Source organism: Danxiaibacter flavus, from assembly GCF_041060425.1.
GTDB classification, from domain to species: Bacteria; Bacteroidota; Bacteroidia; order Chitinophagales; family Chitinophagaceae; genus Danxiaibacter; species Danxiaibacter flavus.
In genome coordinates, this window is sequence record NZ_JAULBC010000002.1 from 1,201,236 (window position 1) to 1,218,293 (window position 17,058).

8 protein-coding genes are annotated in these 17,058 nt (G+C 43.1%); 6 read left to right on the forward strand and 2 right to left on the reverse strand.

All coding sequences use genetic code 11. The features are described from left to right. Nucleotides 1–146: 146 nt before the first annotated feature. The 6 genes from QTN47_RS10395 (at nt 147) to glyA (ending at nt 14,731) form a co-directional block, all read left to right on the forward strand. Nucleotides 147–5,801: an alpha-2-macroglobulin family protein gene (locus QTN47_RS10395; RefSeq protein ID WP_369329297.1), complete on the forward strand. Its 5,655-nt coding sequence runs from the start codon at nt 147–149 to the stop codon at nt 5,799–5,801. A gap of 219 nt (nt 5,802–6,020) precedes the next feature. After that, nucleotides 6,021–6,578 (forward strand): REP-associated tyrosine transposase, encoded by a 558-nt coding sequence (locus tag QTN47_RS10400; protein ID WP_369329298.1) that lies wholly within the window; start codon nt 6,021–6,023, stop codon nt 6,576–6,578. Between the two features lie 142 nt (nt 6,579–6,720). Then, the gene (locus QTN47_RS10405) at nt 6,721–7,566 is read left to right on the forward strand and encodes a transglycosylase domain-containing protein (RefSeq protein WP_369329299.1); all 846 of its coding nucleotides are present in this window, start codon (nt 6,721–6,723) and stop codon (nt 7,564–7,566) included. A 116-nt stretch (nt 7,567–7,682) separates the two neighbouring features. Further along, a complete protein-coding gene (locus QTN47_RS10410) occupies nt 7,683–9,125 on the forward strand; it encodes a penicillin-binding transpeptidase domain-containing protein (RefSeq protein ID WP_369329344.1) in 1,443 nt (480 codons plus the stop codon). Between the two features lie 659 nt (nt 9,126–9,784). Next, nucleotides 9,785–13,108, forward strand: a complete 3,324-nt coding sequence (secA, locus tag QTN47_RS10415; protein WP_369329300.1) for a preprotein translocase subunit SecA — start codon at nt 9,785–9,787, stop codon at nt 13,106–13,108. 339 nt (nt 13,109–13,447) lie between these two features. Continuing rightward, entirely contained in the window at nt 13,448–14,731 is a 1,284-nt protein-coding gene (gene glyA / locus QTN47_RS10420) for a serine hydroxymethyltransferase (RefSeq protein ID WP_369329301.1), read from the forward strand. Between the two features lie 110 nt (nt 14,732–14,841). Here glyA and QTN47_RS10425 read toward each other — a convergent pair whose 3' ends face one another. Together QTN47_RS10425 and map are read right to left on the reverse strand one after the other, a co-directional pair. After that, nucleotides 14,842–16,077, reverse strand: a complete 1,236-nt coding sequence (locus QTN47_RS10425) for a BaiN/RdsA family NAD(P)/FAD-dependent oxidoreductase (RefSeq protein WP_369329302.1) — start codon at nt 16,075–16,077, stop codon at nt 14,842–14,844. Nucleotides 16,078–16,170: 93 nt separating this feature from the next. Next, nucleotides 16,171–16,992 carry a type I methionyl aminopeptidase gene (map, locus tag QTN47_RS10430; protein ID WP_369329303.1) on the reverse strand — a complete coding sequence of 274 codons (822 nt, stop codon included), beginning with the start codon at nt 16,990–16,992 and terminating at the stop codon, nt 16,171–16,173. Nucleotides 16,993–17,058: the final 66 nt, after the last annotated feature.

Genomic DNA, 17,058 nt, shown 5'->3' on the forward strand with positions numbered 1-17,058 from the left:
AAGTAGCGCAAAGCGGCTGAATTTCAAGTTGCAGGCTAAAAAAAGATAGAAATGATTTAATAACTTTAAAAAGAAAGCAAAACATATTGAATCATATTCAAATATTACCTTTACGAGCAGTCCTATTCACTTAACAAAAAATTGGCATGAGTAAATTTACTTTCTCTTACACAAATCCTACATTCATGAAGAATAAACCTGAACCAAAATATTCAATAAAACCACCTTTTATGGACACCCACAAGCGTATGCCGGTAAAATTTTACTGGCTTGCCGTTCTAATCCTTTCCATTTTCTCGTATTCATGTAAACAATCAAAAAAGAAGCTTATTGAAGTTGATCCGGAGTATAGCAAATATGTAGAAGCTTATTCTTCCGGAGTGATTTCAAAGAAAAATGCCATTCGCATCAGGTTGGCTGCCGACGCTTCCACCACGCACACTCTTAACGAAACCATTAAAGAGGCGCTCTTTAACTTCTCTCCTGCCGTGGAGGGCAATGCCTATTGGATCGATGCCCGGACAGTCGAGTTTAAACCAGCTAAAGATCTTATTCCTAACACATTATATGAAGTCGGCTTTGCCTTGTCAAAAGTCGCATCCGTTCCTTCCAGATACAAGGATTTTAAGTTTAACGTCCAAACCCTCAAACCATCATTCCAGGTGAATGATTTTGGATTGAAAGCTGTCGGGAAAGAGCAAATGACACTTAACGGGCAGATTATTACCGCTGACGTTGAAGAATCTGCCAAAGTCGAAAAATTGCTTTCTGCCCGGTTAAATAACAGCGACTTAAAAATAAACTGGCAGCACAACGAAGCCAACCGTACGCATGATTTTGTGATCAGTAATATCAAACGCTCTTCTGGCGCGGGAAGCCTGGTATTAGCCTGGGATGGCAAGCCCCTGGATGCAGCGCTGAAAGACAAAAAAGAAATCATAGTGCCGGCTGCGGGCGATTTTGTCGTTCTTGGTGTGCAGGCGATTCAAGACAAAGAACAATATGCACTGGTACAGTTTAGCGATCCGCTTGCGGTTGGGCAGGTTTTGGATGGCCTCATCGCTATCAGCAATCAGGAAAATATCAGTTACACCATTCTTGGCAGCGAGGTCAAAGTGTATACCTCCGGTAAATTGGATGGAAATTATACCGTGAATATTCATGAAGGCATTCAAAACCAGTGGGGAACGAAGCTCCCGAAAGCGTTTTCATCCAACGTGTTTTTTGAAAACAGGCGGCCATCAGTGAAAATTCATGGAAAAGGCGAAATATTACCGAACAGCGGCGGAAGGCTGGTATTGCCTTTTGAAGCTGTAAACCTGAACGCGGTGGATGTATCAATTGTTAAGATCTATGAAAATAATGTTGGTGTGTTTCTACAGCGGAATGATCTCGGCGGAAGCTCGGATCTCCGGAGAGTAGGCAGACCACTTGCACAGGCGACCATCAGATTAGACAATGACAAAAGCCTCAATCTGAATAAAAAGAACCGTTTCTCGCTCGACCTGGACAAATACATTAAAGCCGAACCGGGAGCAATTTATCGGGTGTTTATAGGATTCCGACCGGAATACTCCATCTACACCTGCCAGGAAGGAATGAAAGAGAACAAGAAAGATGAGGACGACGAGTCCGATTATTACGAATATGCATCTGAAACGAATGGCGTTGATGACGATGAAGCCTTCTGGAACAGTTATGATACATACTACCCTTATGGTTATAATTGGGAACAGCGCGATAATCCCTGCAACAGGGCTTACTTCAACAAAGAACGTTTTGCTTATAGAAATATTATCGCCAGTAACATCGGGCTTACAGCTAAACGAGGCAGCAACAATTTGTTTGTAGCAGTGAGCAATATAATTACCACGACCCCAATGAAAGATGTTCAGCTGGAGGTATTGGACTATCAGCAACAGATCATTGGTAAAGGCTCAAGTAACGGTGATGGTATTGCGATGATTGACTTGAAACGCAAACCTTATTTATTGATTGCGAAGAACGGGAATGAACGTGGTTATCTTAAACTGGATGATGGAAATTCATTAGCATTAAGCCGTTTTGATATTGCTGGTGCAGAAATTAAGAATGGAATCAAAGGTTTCATTTTTGGAGAACGTGGTGTTTGGAGACCCGGTGATAGTCTTTACCTGAGCTGTATTGTGGAAGATAAGGACAAGAAATTGCCAAAGGACCACCCTATTGAAATGGAACTGATCTCTCCACGCGGACAGTTGTATAAACGAATGGTTCAAACAAATGCCGATGATGGATTCAATATTTTCAAAACAGCAACTGATGAAGATGCTCCGACAGGTAACTGGACCTGCAAGGTTAAGCTGGGCGGAAACACGTTTGAAAAAACGTTGAAGATAGAAACAGTAATGCCAAACCGGCTCAAGATTGATCTTGATTTTGGCGGACTTACTGCATTAGGTAAAGATGCCAATGCAAGCGGAACATTATCGGCCAAATGGCTATTCGGCGCTACTGCACAAAATCTCAAAGCACGTGTTGACGCACAACTATATAAACGGGCTACGACATTTAGCAAATTCAAAGATTACACATTTGATAATCCCACTTCTTCTTTTTCACCACAAACAAAAACCATTTTTGACGGTGCATTAAATGCGGAAGGATCAGCGACCGTAAGTCCGGCATTTGATGCAGGAGAAGATGCGCCCGGTCAGTTGTTGGCCAACCTGATGATTAAAGTTTTTGAACCGGGAGGCAACTTTAGCATTGATAATATCGCCATGCCATACAATCCTTACAGCAGCTATGTTGGTGTGCATTTACCAGAAGGCGATAAAACATGGGGATACCTCGGGATAAACAAAACACACCACGTGCAGATCGCCAACGTTACTACCGGCGGAAACCCGGTAAACGGATCTACGCAGGCAGATGTTGAACTGTATAAAATACAATGGCGCTGGTGGTGGGACAACAGCGGTGATGATCTGAGCAATTTTACGCAGGATCATTACAATAAACTTATCAAAACGCAGACTGTACAACTTAACAATGGTAAAGGCGATTATGAAATGCGCTTTAATGATGATTCGTGGGGCCGTTATCTTATTTTGATAAGGGACAAACGCAGTGGCCATGTTACCGGCAAAACATTTTTTGTGGATGATGATAGCTGGCGCAGTCGTGGTGATAACGAAGATAAAAGCGCATTGGCGATGTTGTCATTTACTACGGACAAAGAAAAGTATAATGCCGGTGATGATGTTAAAGTAACCATACCAAGTAGTAAAGGCGGCCGCGCATTAATCAGTATTGAAACAGGTAGCAAAGTATTAAAAACTTATTGGGTTAATACAGAACAGGGACAAACGAAATTTTCTTTCAAGGCGGAAAAAGAAATGGCTCCGAATGTGTATGTGAATGTGAGCCTGATACAACCACATGCACAGACAATAAACGATCTACCGATTCGCATGTATGGGGTGGTCCCGGTGATGATAGAAGATAAAAGCACGATCTTAAAACCAGTTATTAAAATGGATGATGTGATCAGACCGGAAGAGCCTGCATCCATAACTGTCTCAGAATCTTCCGGCAAACCGATGACTTATGTTGTTGCCATAGTTGATGAAGGATTATTAGATCTTACGCGATTTAAAACGCCTAATCCGCACGATGCATTTTATGCCAAAGAAGCATTGGGTGTAAAGAGCTGGGATCTGTACGACGAAGTAATTGGCGCGTGGAGCAGTGAACTGGAAAGGATCCTGACAATCGGTGGTGACGCCGCTGCCGATCTTGCATCAAAAACAAGAAGAGCCAATCGCTTTAAAGCAGTTGTGCAATTTATGGGACCATTTAAAACAAATGGAAGTAAAAAGACACATTCATTCACATTGCCTCCATACATGGGAAGTGTTCGCGCAATGGTAATTGCTGCGGGAGATAACGCTTATGGTATGGCAGAGAAAAGTGTGAAGGTGAAAAAGCCGCTGATGATGCTGGCGACGTTGCCGCGCGTGCTTGGTCCGAATGAAGAACTAAAGATTCCGGTAACTGTTTTCGCAACGGAAAACAATATCCGCAACGTGTCTTTGTCATTGCAAAGCAATCCGTTTATCGAAGCCGGCGGCACTCAAAATATCAGCTTTAGTGGCACTGGCGAGCAGGTGGTTTCTTTTACAGCAAAAGTGAAACCAACAACCGGCATTGGTAAAATAAAAATTGTTGCTACAAGTGGTAAAGAAAAAGCTGAATACGAAACAGAATTGGATATCCGCAATCCGAACCCTGTTACTACAAGTGTTACAGAATATACTTTACAACCAGGACAATCGTGGAATACCAATGTGTCTATGATCGGTGATGCAAGCTCTAGCAAGGCTGTTTTGGAAGTGTCAAGTATTCCGGCTATTAACCTGGAAAAGAGACTCAACTTTTTGATCACATATCCGCATGGCTGCATTGAACAAACAACATCAGGGGTATTTCCTCAACTGGCATTGAATCAATTGATCGACCTTGATGACAGGAAAAAAGCTGAAGTAGAAAGAAATGTGCGTGCTGGAATCCAAAGATTGCTGAATTTCCAACAATCAGATGGAGGATTCAGTTATTGGCCCGGCTACGGCGAAAGCAATGAATGGGGAACAAGTTATGGTGGTCATTTTTTGTTGGAAGCTGCAGCTGCTGGATACAATGTTCCGGCAACTTTACTTCAATCGTGGAAACAATACCAACGCACAAAAGCGCTTGCATGGAACGTAACATCTGCACCATGGTATGGCAGCGATCTTGAACAGGCTTACAGGTTATATCTTCTTGCACTTGCAAAAGCACCTGAACTCGGGGCTATGAACAGATTGAAAGAATTTAAGTTCATCACACCGGAAGCTAAATGGCGGCTTGCTGCTGCATATCAGTTAGTCGGGCAACAGCAGGTTGCATTGCAATTGATCAGCGGATTATCAACTTCATTTCCGGCCCGCGCTAATGCAGGCAGCACGTTTGGCAGTAGTCTGCGTGACCAGGCTATGGTACTGGAAACACTCACTATAATGGGCCGCAAAGCAAATGCAGATGCACTTGTAAGAAGTGTTGCAGCAGAATTATCGCAAGATCAATGGTACAGCACACAGACGACTGCTTATTCATTAATCGCCATCGCGAAATTCTGCGGACAAAACAAAGACAATAAAAAGATCAATGCTTCCATCAACACAAATGGACAGTCAGTCAGTATCAATACAAGTAATGTAGTCTCTCAGACTGACATCAAATGGAAAGGCAACAAGTCTTCAATACAAATGACAAACAAAGGCGGCAACGTGTTATATGTTCGTGTGATCAACCAGGGAAGGCCTTTAAGCGGGGAAAGCATCCAGGTTAGCAATAATCCTCAAGTGCTGGTCGTGAACGCTGAATATATGGACCTGACAGGTAAAATCATTGATGCAGCATCGATCAAACAAGGAACTGACTTTGTTGCAAAAGTTACTATAAGAAACCCCGGCTTCAGAGGACAGTATACTGAAATGGCGCTATCTCAAATCTTTCCCGGTGGCTGGGAAATTTTGAATACAAGATTGTACAATAGTGAAGGCGCATTTAAGTCTTCGCCAAGCGATTATATGGACATCCGGGATGATCGTGTATATCATTATTTTGATCTGCGACAAGGTGAAACGTTGACTTACTATGTACAATTGAATGCGGCATACCCGGGTAAATATTTCTGGCCAGGTGTTTACTGCGAAGCAATGTATGATCACACAATCAGTGGAGGAACGAATGGTAAGTGGGTAGAAGTGAGTGAGTAAATTTCACGCGAGATTCACGCGGAAGGTTTCACGCGAAAGATTTCTCGCAGCGAACACAAAGAAGCAGCGGCGCAGCGAAGCTTTTGCTCTGCGAAGCCTCCAGGCTTCGCAGCCTTACTATACCGCTTGTAGCGATTATACAATATAACCTTACATTTTTAAAAACATATCATCACTTACGGTGATTATATTAAACAACCCTAAACCCTTAAACAAAACATGAGCTACGAATTTTCGGATGGCTATAAAATAAGAGACCAGTCTGCAACACATTTTCTTACATTCACAATCATGGGATGGATAGATATTTTTTCGAGGCAGGTCTATAAAGATATTTTATTGGACTGCTTAAATCATTGTCGCAAATACAAAAGCTTAAAAGTTGGTGCATACGTTATTATGACCAATCATGTCCATTTCATCTGGCAGGCGCCGAACAACAATTTAAGTGACATAATCCGCGATTTTAAAAGCTTTTCAAGTAAACAAATGATAAGCGCAATTCAGCGAGAAAAAGAAAGCAGGAAAGACTGGCTGATCTACATGTTTGATTTTTATGCAAACAGAACGAACAATAATAAATTTTTTAAAGTATGGACCGGCAACAATCATCCTGAAGAAATTTACGGTCAGCCATTTATGATGACAAAACTTAATTACATTCACAACAATCCGGTAAGAGCGGGTATAGTCGCAGAGCCGTCGCATTATTTATACAGCAGCGCGACGAACTATGAGGGGAAGAAAGGATTGATTGATATTGATTTTCTTTATTGAAGATGTTTGAAAATCGCCGGAGGTGATAGAGTAAGACCACGCAGCCTGGAGGCCGCGCGGAGCAAAGTATTCGCTTGTTCACGCTCTGCGAAGCCTCCTGGCTTCGCAGCCTTACTTTATCGCTTGTAGCGATCTAATTTAAATGAAAAAACTACCCACACATATCATCAACTATTTCAAAAATCTGTCTATCAAGGGCAAGATTAAATGGAGCTGTTTTATCATTTTATTGATAGGCTTTTGGTTGTCCATCCCCCGCCATCTTTTCGAAACGCCCACATCGTTTGTCATTACAGATAAAAATGGCACCTTACTAAACGCATACATCGCGCAAGATGGCCAATGGCGCTTTCCCTACGACAAAGATGTTCCTGAAAAATTTATCCGGTGTATTACAACATTTGAAGACAAACGTTTTTTCTATCATCCGGGTGTTGATCCTTTTGCCTTTAGCAGAGCAGTGTGGCAGAATATTCGAAACAAAGGAGTGGTAAGCGGCGGCAGTACATTAACCATGCAGGTGATCCGCATGAGTCGCGGTAGCAAGAGCAGAAATATCTGGAACAAACTTATTGAAAGTGTTCTTGCAGTACGACTGGAATGCAGCTATAAAAAGAAATCAATCCTGGCTTTATATGCGTCTAATGCGCCTTTTGGAAGTAACGTAGTGGGGCTTGACGCTGCAGCCTGGCGCTATTTTGGTAGAAGCGCCAACCAGTTAAGCTGGGGTGAAATGGCTTCGCTTGCAGTGTTACCAAATGCTCCTTCACTTATTCATCCCGGTAAGAATGAACACGAACTGCTGAGAAAAAGAAATGAACTGCTTGATAAACTCGTTGCGAACAAAACAATTGATGCAACCACATGCGAGTTGTCAAAAATGGAACCACTGCCAGGCGCCCCCAAACCTTTACCGCAATTGGCTCCTCACCTATTGGATCGCTTCAAAAAAGATTACGGATCACTGCAAAAAATGACCCGGAAATAACAACAGGTCTTCATTCTACGCTGGATGCAACTATTCAGCAGCAGGTAAATAGTATCTTATGGCAGCATCATTTGCAGTTGCAAGGGAACCAGATAAAAAATGCAGCTGCAATGGTGATGGAAGTAGAAACGGGAAACATTCTTGCATACGTGGGAAATGTCTATAACACCGAAGATTCATTGCTAGAAAGTCATGTTGATGTATTGGCATCTAAACGCAGTCCGGGTAGTACCTTAAAGCCCATTCTTTATGCATCTTTATTAGCCGAAGGAAAATTTTTGCCGCGTCAGTTAGTACCTGACATTCCAACACAATTAAACGGCTACTCGCCGGAAAATTTTGATCTCGGTTACGACGGAGCGGTTCCCGCAAACCGCGCGCTGGCCAGAAGTTTGAATATCCCGGCAGTAAAAATGTTGCAGCAATACAAGTATCAGCGCTTTTATAATGTGTTAAAACAATGCGGGTTTACAACGCTGAATAAATCGGCCGACAATTATGGCATGAGCCTGATCCTGGGCGGATGTGAAATTTCTCCATTTGAGCTTGCCGGTGTTTATAGCAGCATGGCGAGAATGTATATGCATGAAAAAAAGAACAAAGGAAAATGGAACGACGACGACTGGTTTATGCCTGTGTATACAGCAGGTAAGCCAACCAAATCAATTACAGAAGGTAATCCGCTATTTGATTATCCGGCTTTGTGGCACACATTCAACGCCATGAATGAGGTAATGCGGCCAGGAGAGGAAGGCTTGTGGGGGCTGTTTTCTTCCGCTCAGCGTATCGCCTGGAAAACGGGTACCAGCTTCGGATTCAGAGATGGCTGGGCTGTCGGTTTCACTAAAAAATACTGTGTGGTTGTTTGGGTTGGAAATACAACAGGCGAAGGCCGGCCCGACCTTACCGGGATAAATACCGCCGCTCCTATCCTGTTTGAAATTTTCCGGTTATTGCCAAGGTCAAATTGGTTTGATTCACCTTCATCCGGGTTTATATACATGCCTGTTTGCCGGAAATCCGGGTATAAAGCTGGACCGGATTGTGAAGGTGCGGATACCATCCTGGTTTCTTCAAACGCTGTCAATGCCGCCATCTGTCCTTATCATCGCGTGATCCATCTGGATAAGTCCGGAACTTACCGCGTTACCGAAGCATGCGAATCTCCGGCTACGATGATTCACAAACCATGGTTCATTCTGCCACCAACCATGGAATACTATTATAAAACCAGGCACTCGGAATACAAGACTTTACCCGCGTTTATGCCGGGCTGCCAGAACGAGTCAGTGAAACCGCTGGAAATTATTTATCCGGAAGAAGGTGCAAGAATTTATGTCCCGATTGAAATAAGCGGCGAAAAAGGCCGCACCATTCTCAAAGCCACGCATCGCAACAACGGGATAAAACTATTCTGGCACCTGGATGATGAATACATTGGAACCACTATCCAGTTTCACCAAATTGCGGCGAACCCTGCACCGGGAAAACATGTTTTGACAATTGTTGATGAAAATGGCGAGACAGTGAGCAGAGGCTTTGAGATAGAAGCGAAGTAGCTGTCAGCGATCAGCTATCAGCTTTTAGCCCCTGGAGCGAAGGTCAAATCTTCCTTAACTAAATGACATTGGAGCGAAGGTGAAGAGAATATATTATTGGTAACGGCCGTCCCTGAACTATGTAGCTATCAGCTTTTAGCCTTTGGCGCGAAGGAGAACCCAATATATTGTTATTAGCCGCGATCCTTGGACTACCCATGCAGATATAAGATCGGAACGATGAAGTGATTGCGACGCAACAGGCGACGCTATGAATAGCTATCAGCTTTTAGCCTTTAGCTCGAAGTAGAACCCAATAAATTGTTATTAGCCGCCATCCTTGGACTATCCATGTAGATATAAGATCGGAACGATGAAGTGATTGCGACGCAACAGGCGATGCTATGAAAAACAGTAGCTGGTACTCAATAAAAAAATTATGTTTCTAAGCCTCAAAAAATGAATGTAGCAACTTCGGCCAACTGGGTTTTAGCGCTAAAATATTGTGAACATCTTCAAAATTGGACTAGGCTAATAGCTAATAGCTGATAGCTGACAGCTAATAATGCACTACCTTTGACGCCCTTGGACGAATTATTCTGCCATTTTGACCATGAGGGTTTTGGTTGCATAATTTTTGACCAGTAATCTTTTTTTAAACATAATAGCCATATAATTATATGTTAGGTTTTTTAAGCAAACTGCTAGGAGGCAACAAAAGCGAAAAGGATGTCAAGCAGATAGAACCTGTCATCAGGCAGGTAAACGAGCATTTCAGCAGGTTTCAGAGCCTGTCTAACGATGAGCTAAGAGGCAAAACTGTTGAATTCAAGCAGAGAATAACAGCGCATTTGTCTTCTATTGATAGTGATATCGAGCAGAAAAAACAGGCGGCAGAAAATCTTCCGGAAGATGACATTCAGTCAAAAGACGTTCTATATCAGGAAATTGACGCACTGAAAAAAGACCGCGACAAAAAAATTGAAGAAGCACTGAATGAAATCATGCCCGAAGCGTTTGCTGTTGTAAAAGAAACTGCGCGCAGGTTTAAGGAAAACACCGAAGTTGTTTCTACAGCAACAGATCTTGATAGGAATCTAAGCGTTCAAAAAGACTATATCACCATAAACGGTGAATCTTCCATATTTAAAAATTCATGGACCGCAGCTGGCGGACAGGTTACCTGGAACATGGTTCACTACGATGTTCAGCTGATCGGCGGTGCTGTGCTTCACCAGGGTAAGATCGCTGAAATGGCTACGGGTGAAGGTAAAACGCTTGTTTCCACCCTGCCTGCTTATCTGAATGCACTAGCCGGTGAAGGTGTTCACGTGGTTACAGTGAATGATTACCTGGCACGTCGTGACTCTGAGTGGAACGGTCCTATTTTCGAATGGCTTGGCCTGACTGTAGATTGTATTGACAAACATCAGCCCAATACATCTGCGCGCCGCAATGCTTACATGGCGGATATTACCTACGGTACAAATAACGAATTTGGTTTTGACTATCTCCGCGATAACATGGTCCACAACCCGGATGAGATGGTTCAACGTAAGCACCATTTTGCGATGGTGGATGAGGTGGACTCCGTATTGATTGATGACGCAAGAACACCGTTGATCATTTCCGGTCCGATTGGCCGTGATGATAATACCCAGCAATTCTTCGATCTGAAACCAAGAATCGAAAAATTGGTTGAAGCGCAAAAACGCGCGACCAACCTGTTTTTAAATGAAGCAAAAAAGAAAATAGCCGAAGGCAACGACGATCCTAAAGATGGAGGTCTGGCTTTGTATCGTGCATTCCGTGGCTTACCGAAGAACAGTGCTTTGATCAAATTCCTGAGTGAGCCGGGTATGCGTGTGAAGCTGCAGAAATCTGAAAACTATTACCTGGCGGATCAGCAACGCGAAATGCCTAAAGCTGACGCTGAACTGTTTTTCTATATTGACGAAAAAAATAATTCAGTTGAATTAACCGATAAGGGTATTCAGTTGATCACGGGTTCTGGTGAAGATCCTAACTTCTTCGTGATTCCGGATATTGGTGTCGATCTCGCTGCTATTGATAATTCAGGAGGTGCAACAGAAGAAAAATTGCATCAAAAAGAAGCATTGTTGAATGATTACGCCGTTAAAGCTGATCGTATCCACACTGTTCAGCAGTTGTTAAAGGCCTACACGCTTTTCGATAAGGATGTTGAATACGTCGTAATGGAAGGTGCGGTAAAGATCGTTGACGAACAGACAGGCCGTATTATGGAGGGCCGTCGTTACAGCGATGGTTTACACCAGGCAATTGAAGCGAAAGAGAATGTAAAGATTGAAGCTACTACACAAACTTATGCAACAATCACTTTGCAAAACTTCTTCCGTATGTACCACAAGCTTGCGGGCATGACCGGTACAGCGGAAACAGAGGCTGCAGAGTTCTGGAGCATCTACAAACTGGATGTAGTTACAATTCCTACCAACATACCTGTAACAAGAAAAGACGAACACGATCTTATCTATAAAACCAAGAAAGAAAAATACACAGCTATTGTTGATAAGATAGTTGAATTAAAAGATGCCGGGCGTCCTGTTCTGGTGGGTACAACATCTGTAGAAGTGAGTGAATTACTGAGCCGTATCCTACGCCAGAAACAAATTGCGCACAATGTGTTAAACGCCAAGCAGCACGCGAAAGAAGCACAGATTGTAGCTGAAGCAGGTTTAGCTGGCGCTGTTACCATTGCCACCAACATGGCCGGTCGTGGTACGGATATTAAGCTTGGACCTGGTGTTAAAGATGCTGGTGGTCTGGCAATTATAGGTACTGAAAGACACGACAGCCGTCGTGTGGACAGGCAGTTACGCGGTCGTGCCGGTCGTCAGGGAGATCCGGGATCTTCTCAGTTCTATGTATCCCTGGAAGATGATCTGATGCGTATGTTTGGTAGTGACCGTATTGCTAAAGTGATGGATTTTGCGGGTTACAAGGAAGGCGAAGTGATTCAGCACAGCATGATCACCAAATCAATTGAAAGAGCACAGAAAAAAGTAGAAGAAAACAACTACGGTATCCGTAAACGGTTGTTGGAATACGATGATGTAATGAACAAACAACGTACGGTTATCTATACAAAACGTAACCACGCGCTGTTTGGCGAACGTCTTGCGCTTGATCTTGACAACGCGATTTATGATGTTGCAGAAGGCCTGATCAATACTTTCAAAGAAAACAATGACTACGAAGGATTCAAATTGGAAGCAATTATCAACTTCGGTCTGGACACAGTAATAACTCAGGATGAATTTGGTAAGTCAAATGCACAGCAACTGACAGATAAATTATACCATGAGGCTTCAGAGAATTACCTCCGCCGCAAGCACAACATCATGCAGAATGCATTGCCTGTATTCCAGAATATAAGGGAAACACAGGGCGCGCATATCGAGAATGTAGTTGTGCCGTTTACTGATGGAAGAAGGGGCTTGCAGGTATTGTCTAACCTGGATAAAACCATACAAACCGGTGGTGCTGAATTAACCAATGCATTGGAGCGCACCATCACGCTGGCGTTTATTGATGATGCATGGAAAGAACATCTGCGTTCTATGGACGATCTGAAACAAAGCGTTCAGACAGCTTACTATGAACAAAAAGATCCATTGGTTATCTACAAACAGGAAGCTTACATGCTCTTCAAACAAATGGATAGCACTGTAAACAAGGACATTGTTAACTTCCTGAGTCATGGTGATATTCCTGTTGAACAGGCTGACAACGGCCAGATAAAAGCCGGAAGAGAGCAAAGGACAGACATGAGCAATATGCATGTTAACAAAGCTCAAATTGATGAAAGAGGCAATGACTATGCAGCAAATGAAAATGACTATTATGATCCTACTCCGGTAAAACAGGAACCCGTAAAGGTTGGTCCGAAAATAGGCAGAAACGACCCATGCCCTTGCGGTAGTGGTAAGAAGTATAAGAACTGCCACGGGAAAGACCTGTAACTGAAATGTATGATGTTAGATGTACGGTGTACGATGTACGATGTACGATGTAATATGTACGATGTAATATTGCGAAAGCATTATAGATAATGAGCCGCTCGATTGAGCGGCTTTTTTATTTGATTTGAAATTTGAGATTTGAAATTTGAAATGGATGGCAACGCAGTTGCATCAAAACTAACCACAGAGTTATAGGAGTTTTTTCACAGAGCCCAGGCCCCGCACCTCATTTTCAATTGTCAAATTTCAATTCTCAATTAATTCAACCGTTCAACTTTATTAAGTTCCACTTTGCCCTCTCCCCGTTAAGAGCTATTTTTGCGGCAAATTTCAAAACAAATGCAAAGAGACACTTTGGTTTTCGATCTTATCCGCAAGGAATTGGAGCGTCAACGTCATGGAATTGAACTGATTGCCTCCGAGAACTTCACCAGCACGCAGGTAATGCAGGCCATGGGAAATGTAATGACCAACAAATATGCTGAAGGTTATCCCGGCAGACGTTATTATGGTGGCTGCGAAATCGTTGACCAGACTGAGCAACTTGCAATCGACCGTTTGAAACAGATCTTTAACCTGGAATACGCTAACGTTCAACCACATAGCGGTGCACAAGCGAATGCTGCGGTTGCTTTGGCTGTATTACAGCCAGGCGACACGACGCTTGGTCTTGACCTGAGCATGGGCGGCCACCTTACGCACGGTTCACCCGTTAACTATTCCGGTAAATTATATAACGCCCAGTTTTACGGCGTTGGAAAAGAAGATGGACGTGTAGATTACGATCAGCTGGAAGCGAGAGCCCGCGAAGTAAAACCTAAATTGATCATATGCGGCGCCAGCGCTTACAGCCGCGACTGGGATTATGCACGTATCCGTAAAGTAGCCGATGAAGTTGGCGCGTTGGTTATGGCAGACATCGCTCACCCTGCAGGTTTGATCGCTAAGAAATTGTTGAATGATCCTTTTGATCATTGCCATATCGTAACATCTACTACACACAAAACTTTACGCGGACCCCGCGGTGGTATCATCATGATGCGTAAAGATTTCGAAAACCCATGGGGACATAAAGATCCTAAAGGCAATATCAGAATGATGAGCAGCTTGCTGGATCTGGCAGTTTTTCCAGGCATTCAGGGTGGTCCGTTAGAACACGTGATCGCTGCAAAAGCTATTGCTTTCGGAGAAATATTAAGTGATGAATACACGCAGTATGCCCACCAGGTAGTTAAGAATGCCCAGGCTATGGCTAAAGCTTTTGTTGAAAAAGAATACCAGATCATCAGCGGCGGCACGGATAACCACCTGATGCTGATCGATCTTCGCAATAAAAACATCAGTGGTAAAAAGGCTGAGCAGGTGCTTGTTCAGGCTGATATTACCGCTAACAAAAACATGGTTCCTTACGATGATAAGAGCGCTTTCGTTACCAGCGGTGTACGTTTTGGTGTTGCAGCCATCACAACCCGCGGTATGAAAGAAGAACACATGCAGTTTGTAGTAAATGCAATTGACAATGTGTTAATGAATGCGGATGATGCGGCTGTTATTAACACCGTAAGAAAACAGGTAAATGAATTTATGGATCAGTTCGCTTTATATCCGGACTGGGGAATTTAGTTTTTTTGAAGTCCCACCAGGTAAGCAAGCCCATGTACGTTAAGTATGTGGGTTTGTTGTTTTGGGGACCGGCTGAAGAAGTCGCTCCGCGAAGCCATTATTTAAAAGGGCTATCTATTAGTATGGTTTGATGCAATTGCTTTTGCAGCAATAAACCCGCTGGTCCAGGCGTGCTGAAAATTAAAGCCACCGGTAATGCCATCCACATCCATTATCTCACCGGCAAAGAACAAACCCGGCATGATCTTGCTCTGCATGGTGTTCACATCTATTTCAGAGAGTTTGATGCCACCACATGTGACAAATTCCTCTTTAAAGGTCGTCTTACCATTCACCTCGAAAGATTGCGATACCAAATGTTGTATAAGCTTATTTTGCTGAGAAGAACCAAGACTTCCCCATTTAACATCATCACCAATACCGCATTGTTGTAAAAGGTATTGCCACAACCGGTTTGGTAAACCGAATGGATTTTTATTGTGAACCACTTGTGCTGATAGCCTGTTTCTCAATGAACTCCATTCATTACGCAAGTCCTGTTCATTATACTGAGGAACCCAGTTTACCGTAATATTGAAGCGATAATTTTTCTCGGCAAGAATTCTGGCGCCCCAGGCTGATGTACGCAGTACAACCGGCCCGCTCATGCCCCAGTGTGTTATTAATAAGGGACCTTCTTCATGCAGTTTAGTTCCGGCAACTTTTACTACCGCTTCTTCAACGCTTACCCCCATCAACTGCGTAATGGTATTTCCCGGCATATTGAAAGTAAACAAAGAAGGCACCGGACTTTCAATTGAATGACCGGTTGCTTTTAACCAGTCAAATTGCAGCGTTTTAGGAAATCCGCCGCAGGCGATACATAGATAATCAGTTTCGAACTTACGGCCATCATTAAGGTCTAATAAAAAGCGCCCTGCAGGTTTCGTTACCTGTCTCACATCTGCATTCATCACAATTTCAATCCTGTGTTTATCGGCTTCGCGCAAGAGGCAGTCAATAATTGTCTGCGAGTTATCTGTAACAGGAAACATTCTACCGTCGCCTTCCGTTTTCAATCTTACGCCACGTTCCTCAAACCATTTGACCGTATCATTTGTATTGAACCAGTGAAATGCTTTTTTTAGAAAATTAACTCCGCGTGGATACCGCTTAACAAGCTCCGGAATTTCAAAACACGCGTGCGTCGTGTTGCATCTGCCGCCACCACTCACCTTAACTTTCGAAAGAAGCTTGCTACTTTTTTCTACGATTATCACCTCCAACGCCGGGTTCATCCTTGCAGCATTAACTGCACAGAAAAAACCGGCTGCCCCTCCTCCTATTACAATTAGTCGCTTTTGCATTCAATCTGGTTACAAATTCAAAAGTCAAAATTCAAAAGTCTAAACCTTTGCATCGGTCTTTCAACTTTTGAATTTTGACTTTTGAGTTTTGACTTAATAAGTTGTGTTTAAATTCGGATTTGTCTTTTCAGCAGCTTCGATGATGCTGTAATCAGATAAGATCAATGCTTTGCCTTTTTTTACGCAAACGTTGTGTTCAAAATGCACCGAAGGTTTTCCATCTCTTGTCTTCACTGTCCAGCCGTCATCTTCAGTATACACATCCTTTGCCCCCATATTGATCATCGGTTCAATGGCCAAAACAACGTTTTCTTTCAGCTTAGGACCAGTTCCGCGTTTACCAAAATTAGGAACCTGCGGATCTTCATGCATGCGGCGACCAATACCATGACCAACCAGCTCTCTTACAACTCCATATCCATGTTTCTTTTCAGTATAATCCTGAATTGCGAAAGCAATATCACCAATCCTGTTTCCAATAATTGCTTTTTCTATTCCCTTTGCCAGTGAATCTTTTGTCACACGTACCAGTTGCAGCACTTCCGGGGTTGCTTCACCTAAAACAAATGTGTAGGCGTGCTCGCCAACAAAGCCATTCCTGGTGAAACCCGCATCAATAGAAACAATATCACCTTCTTTCAGCGCCACATTGTTCGGAAAGCCATGAACCACAACATCATTTACCGAAGCACAAATGCTGTACGGATATCCGTTGTAGTTTAGGAAAGATGGAATGCCCTTGTTGTCCAGGATCATTGTTTTACACATCTGATCAATCTGCAAAGTGGTCATTCCCGGTTTCAAAACTTTTGCAACTTCAGCAAGCATTTTACTTACCTGGGTTGCATTTTCCTTCATAATTGCTATCTCAGCCTCTGTTTTATATATAATCATGCCGTTAAATCTCCTGCTCATTTAAAAATTTATGCCGGCAAATTTAATCATATTTCCGGCATTCTCTAAAAGCAAAAACCTGTCAGT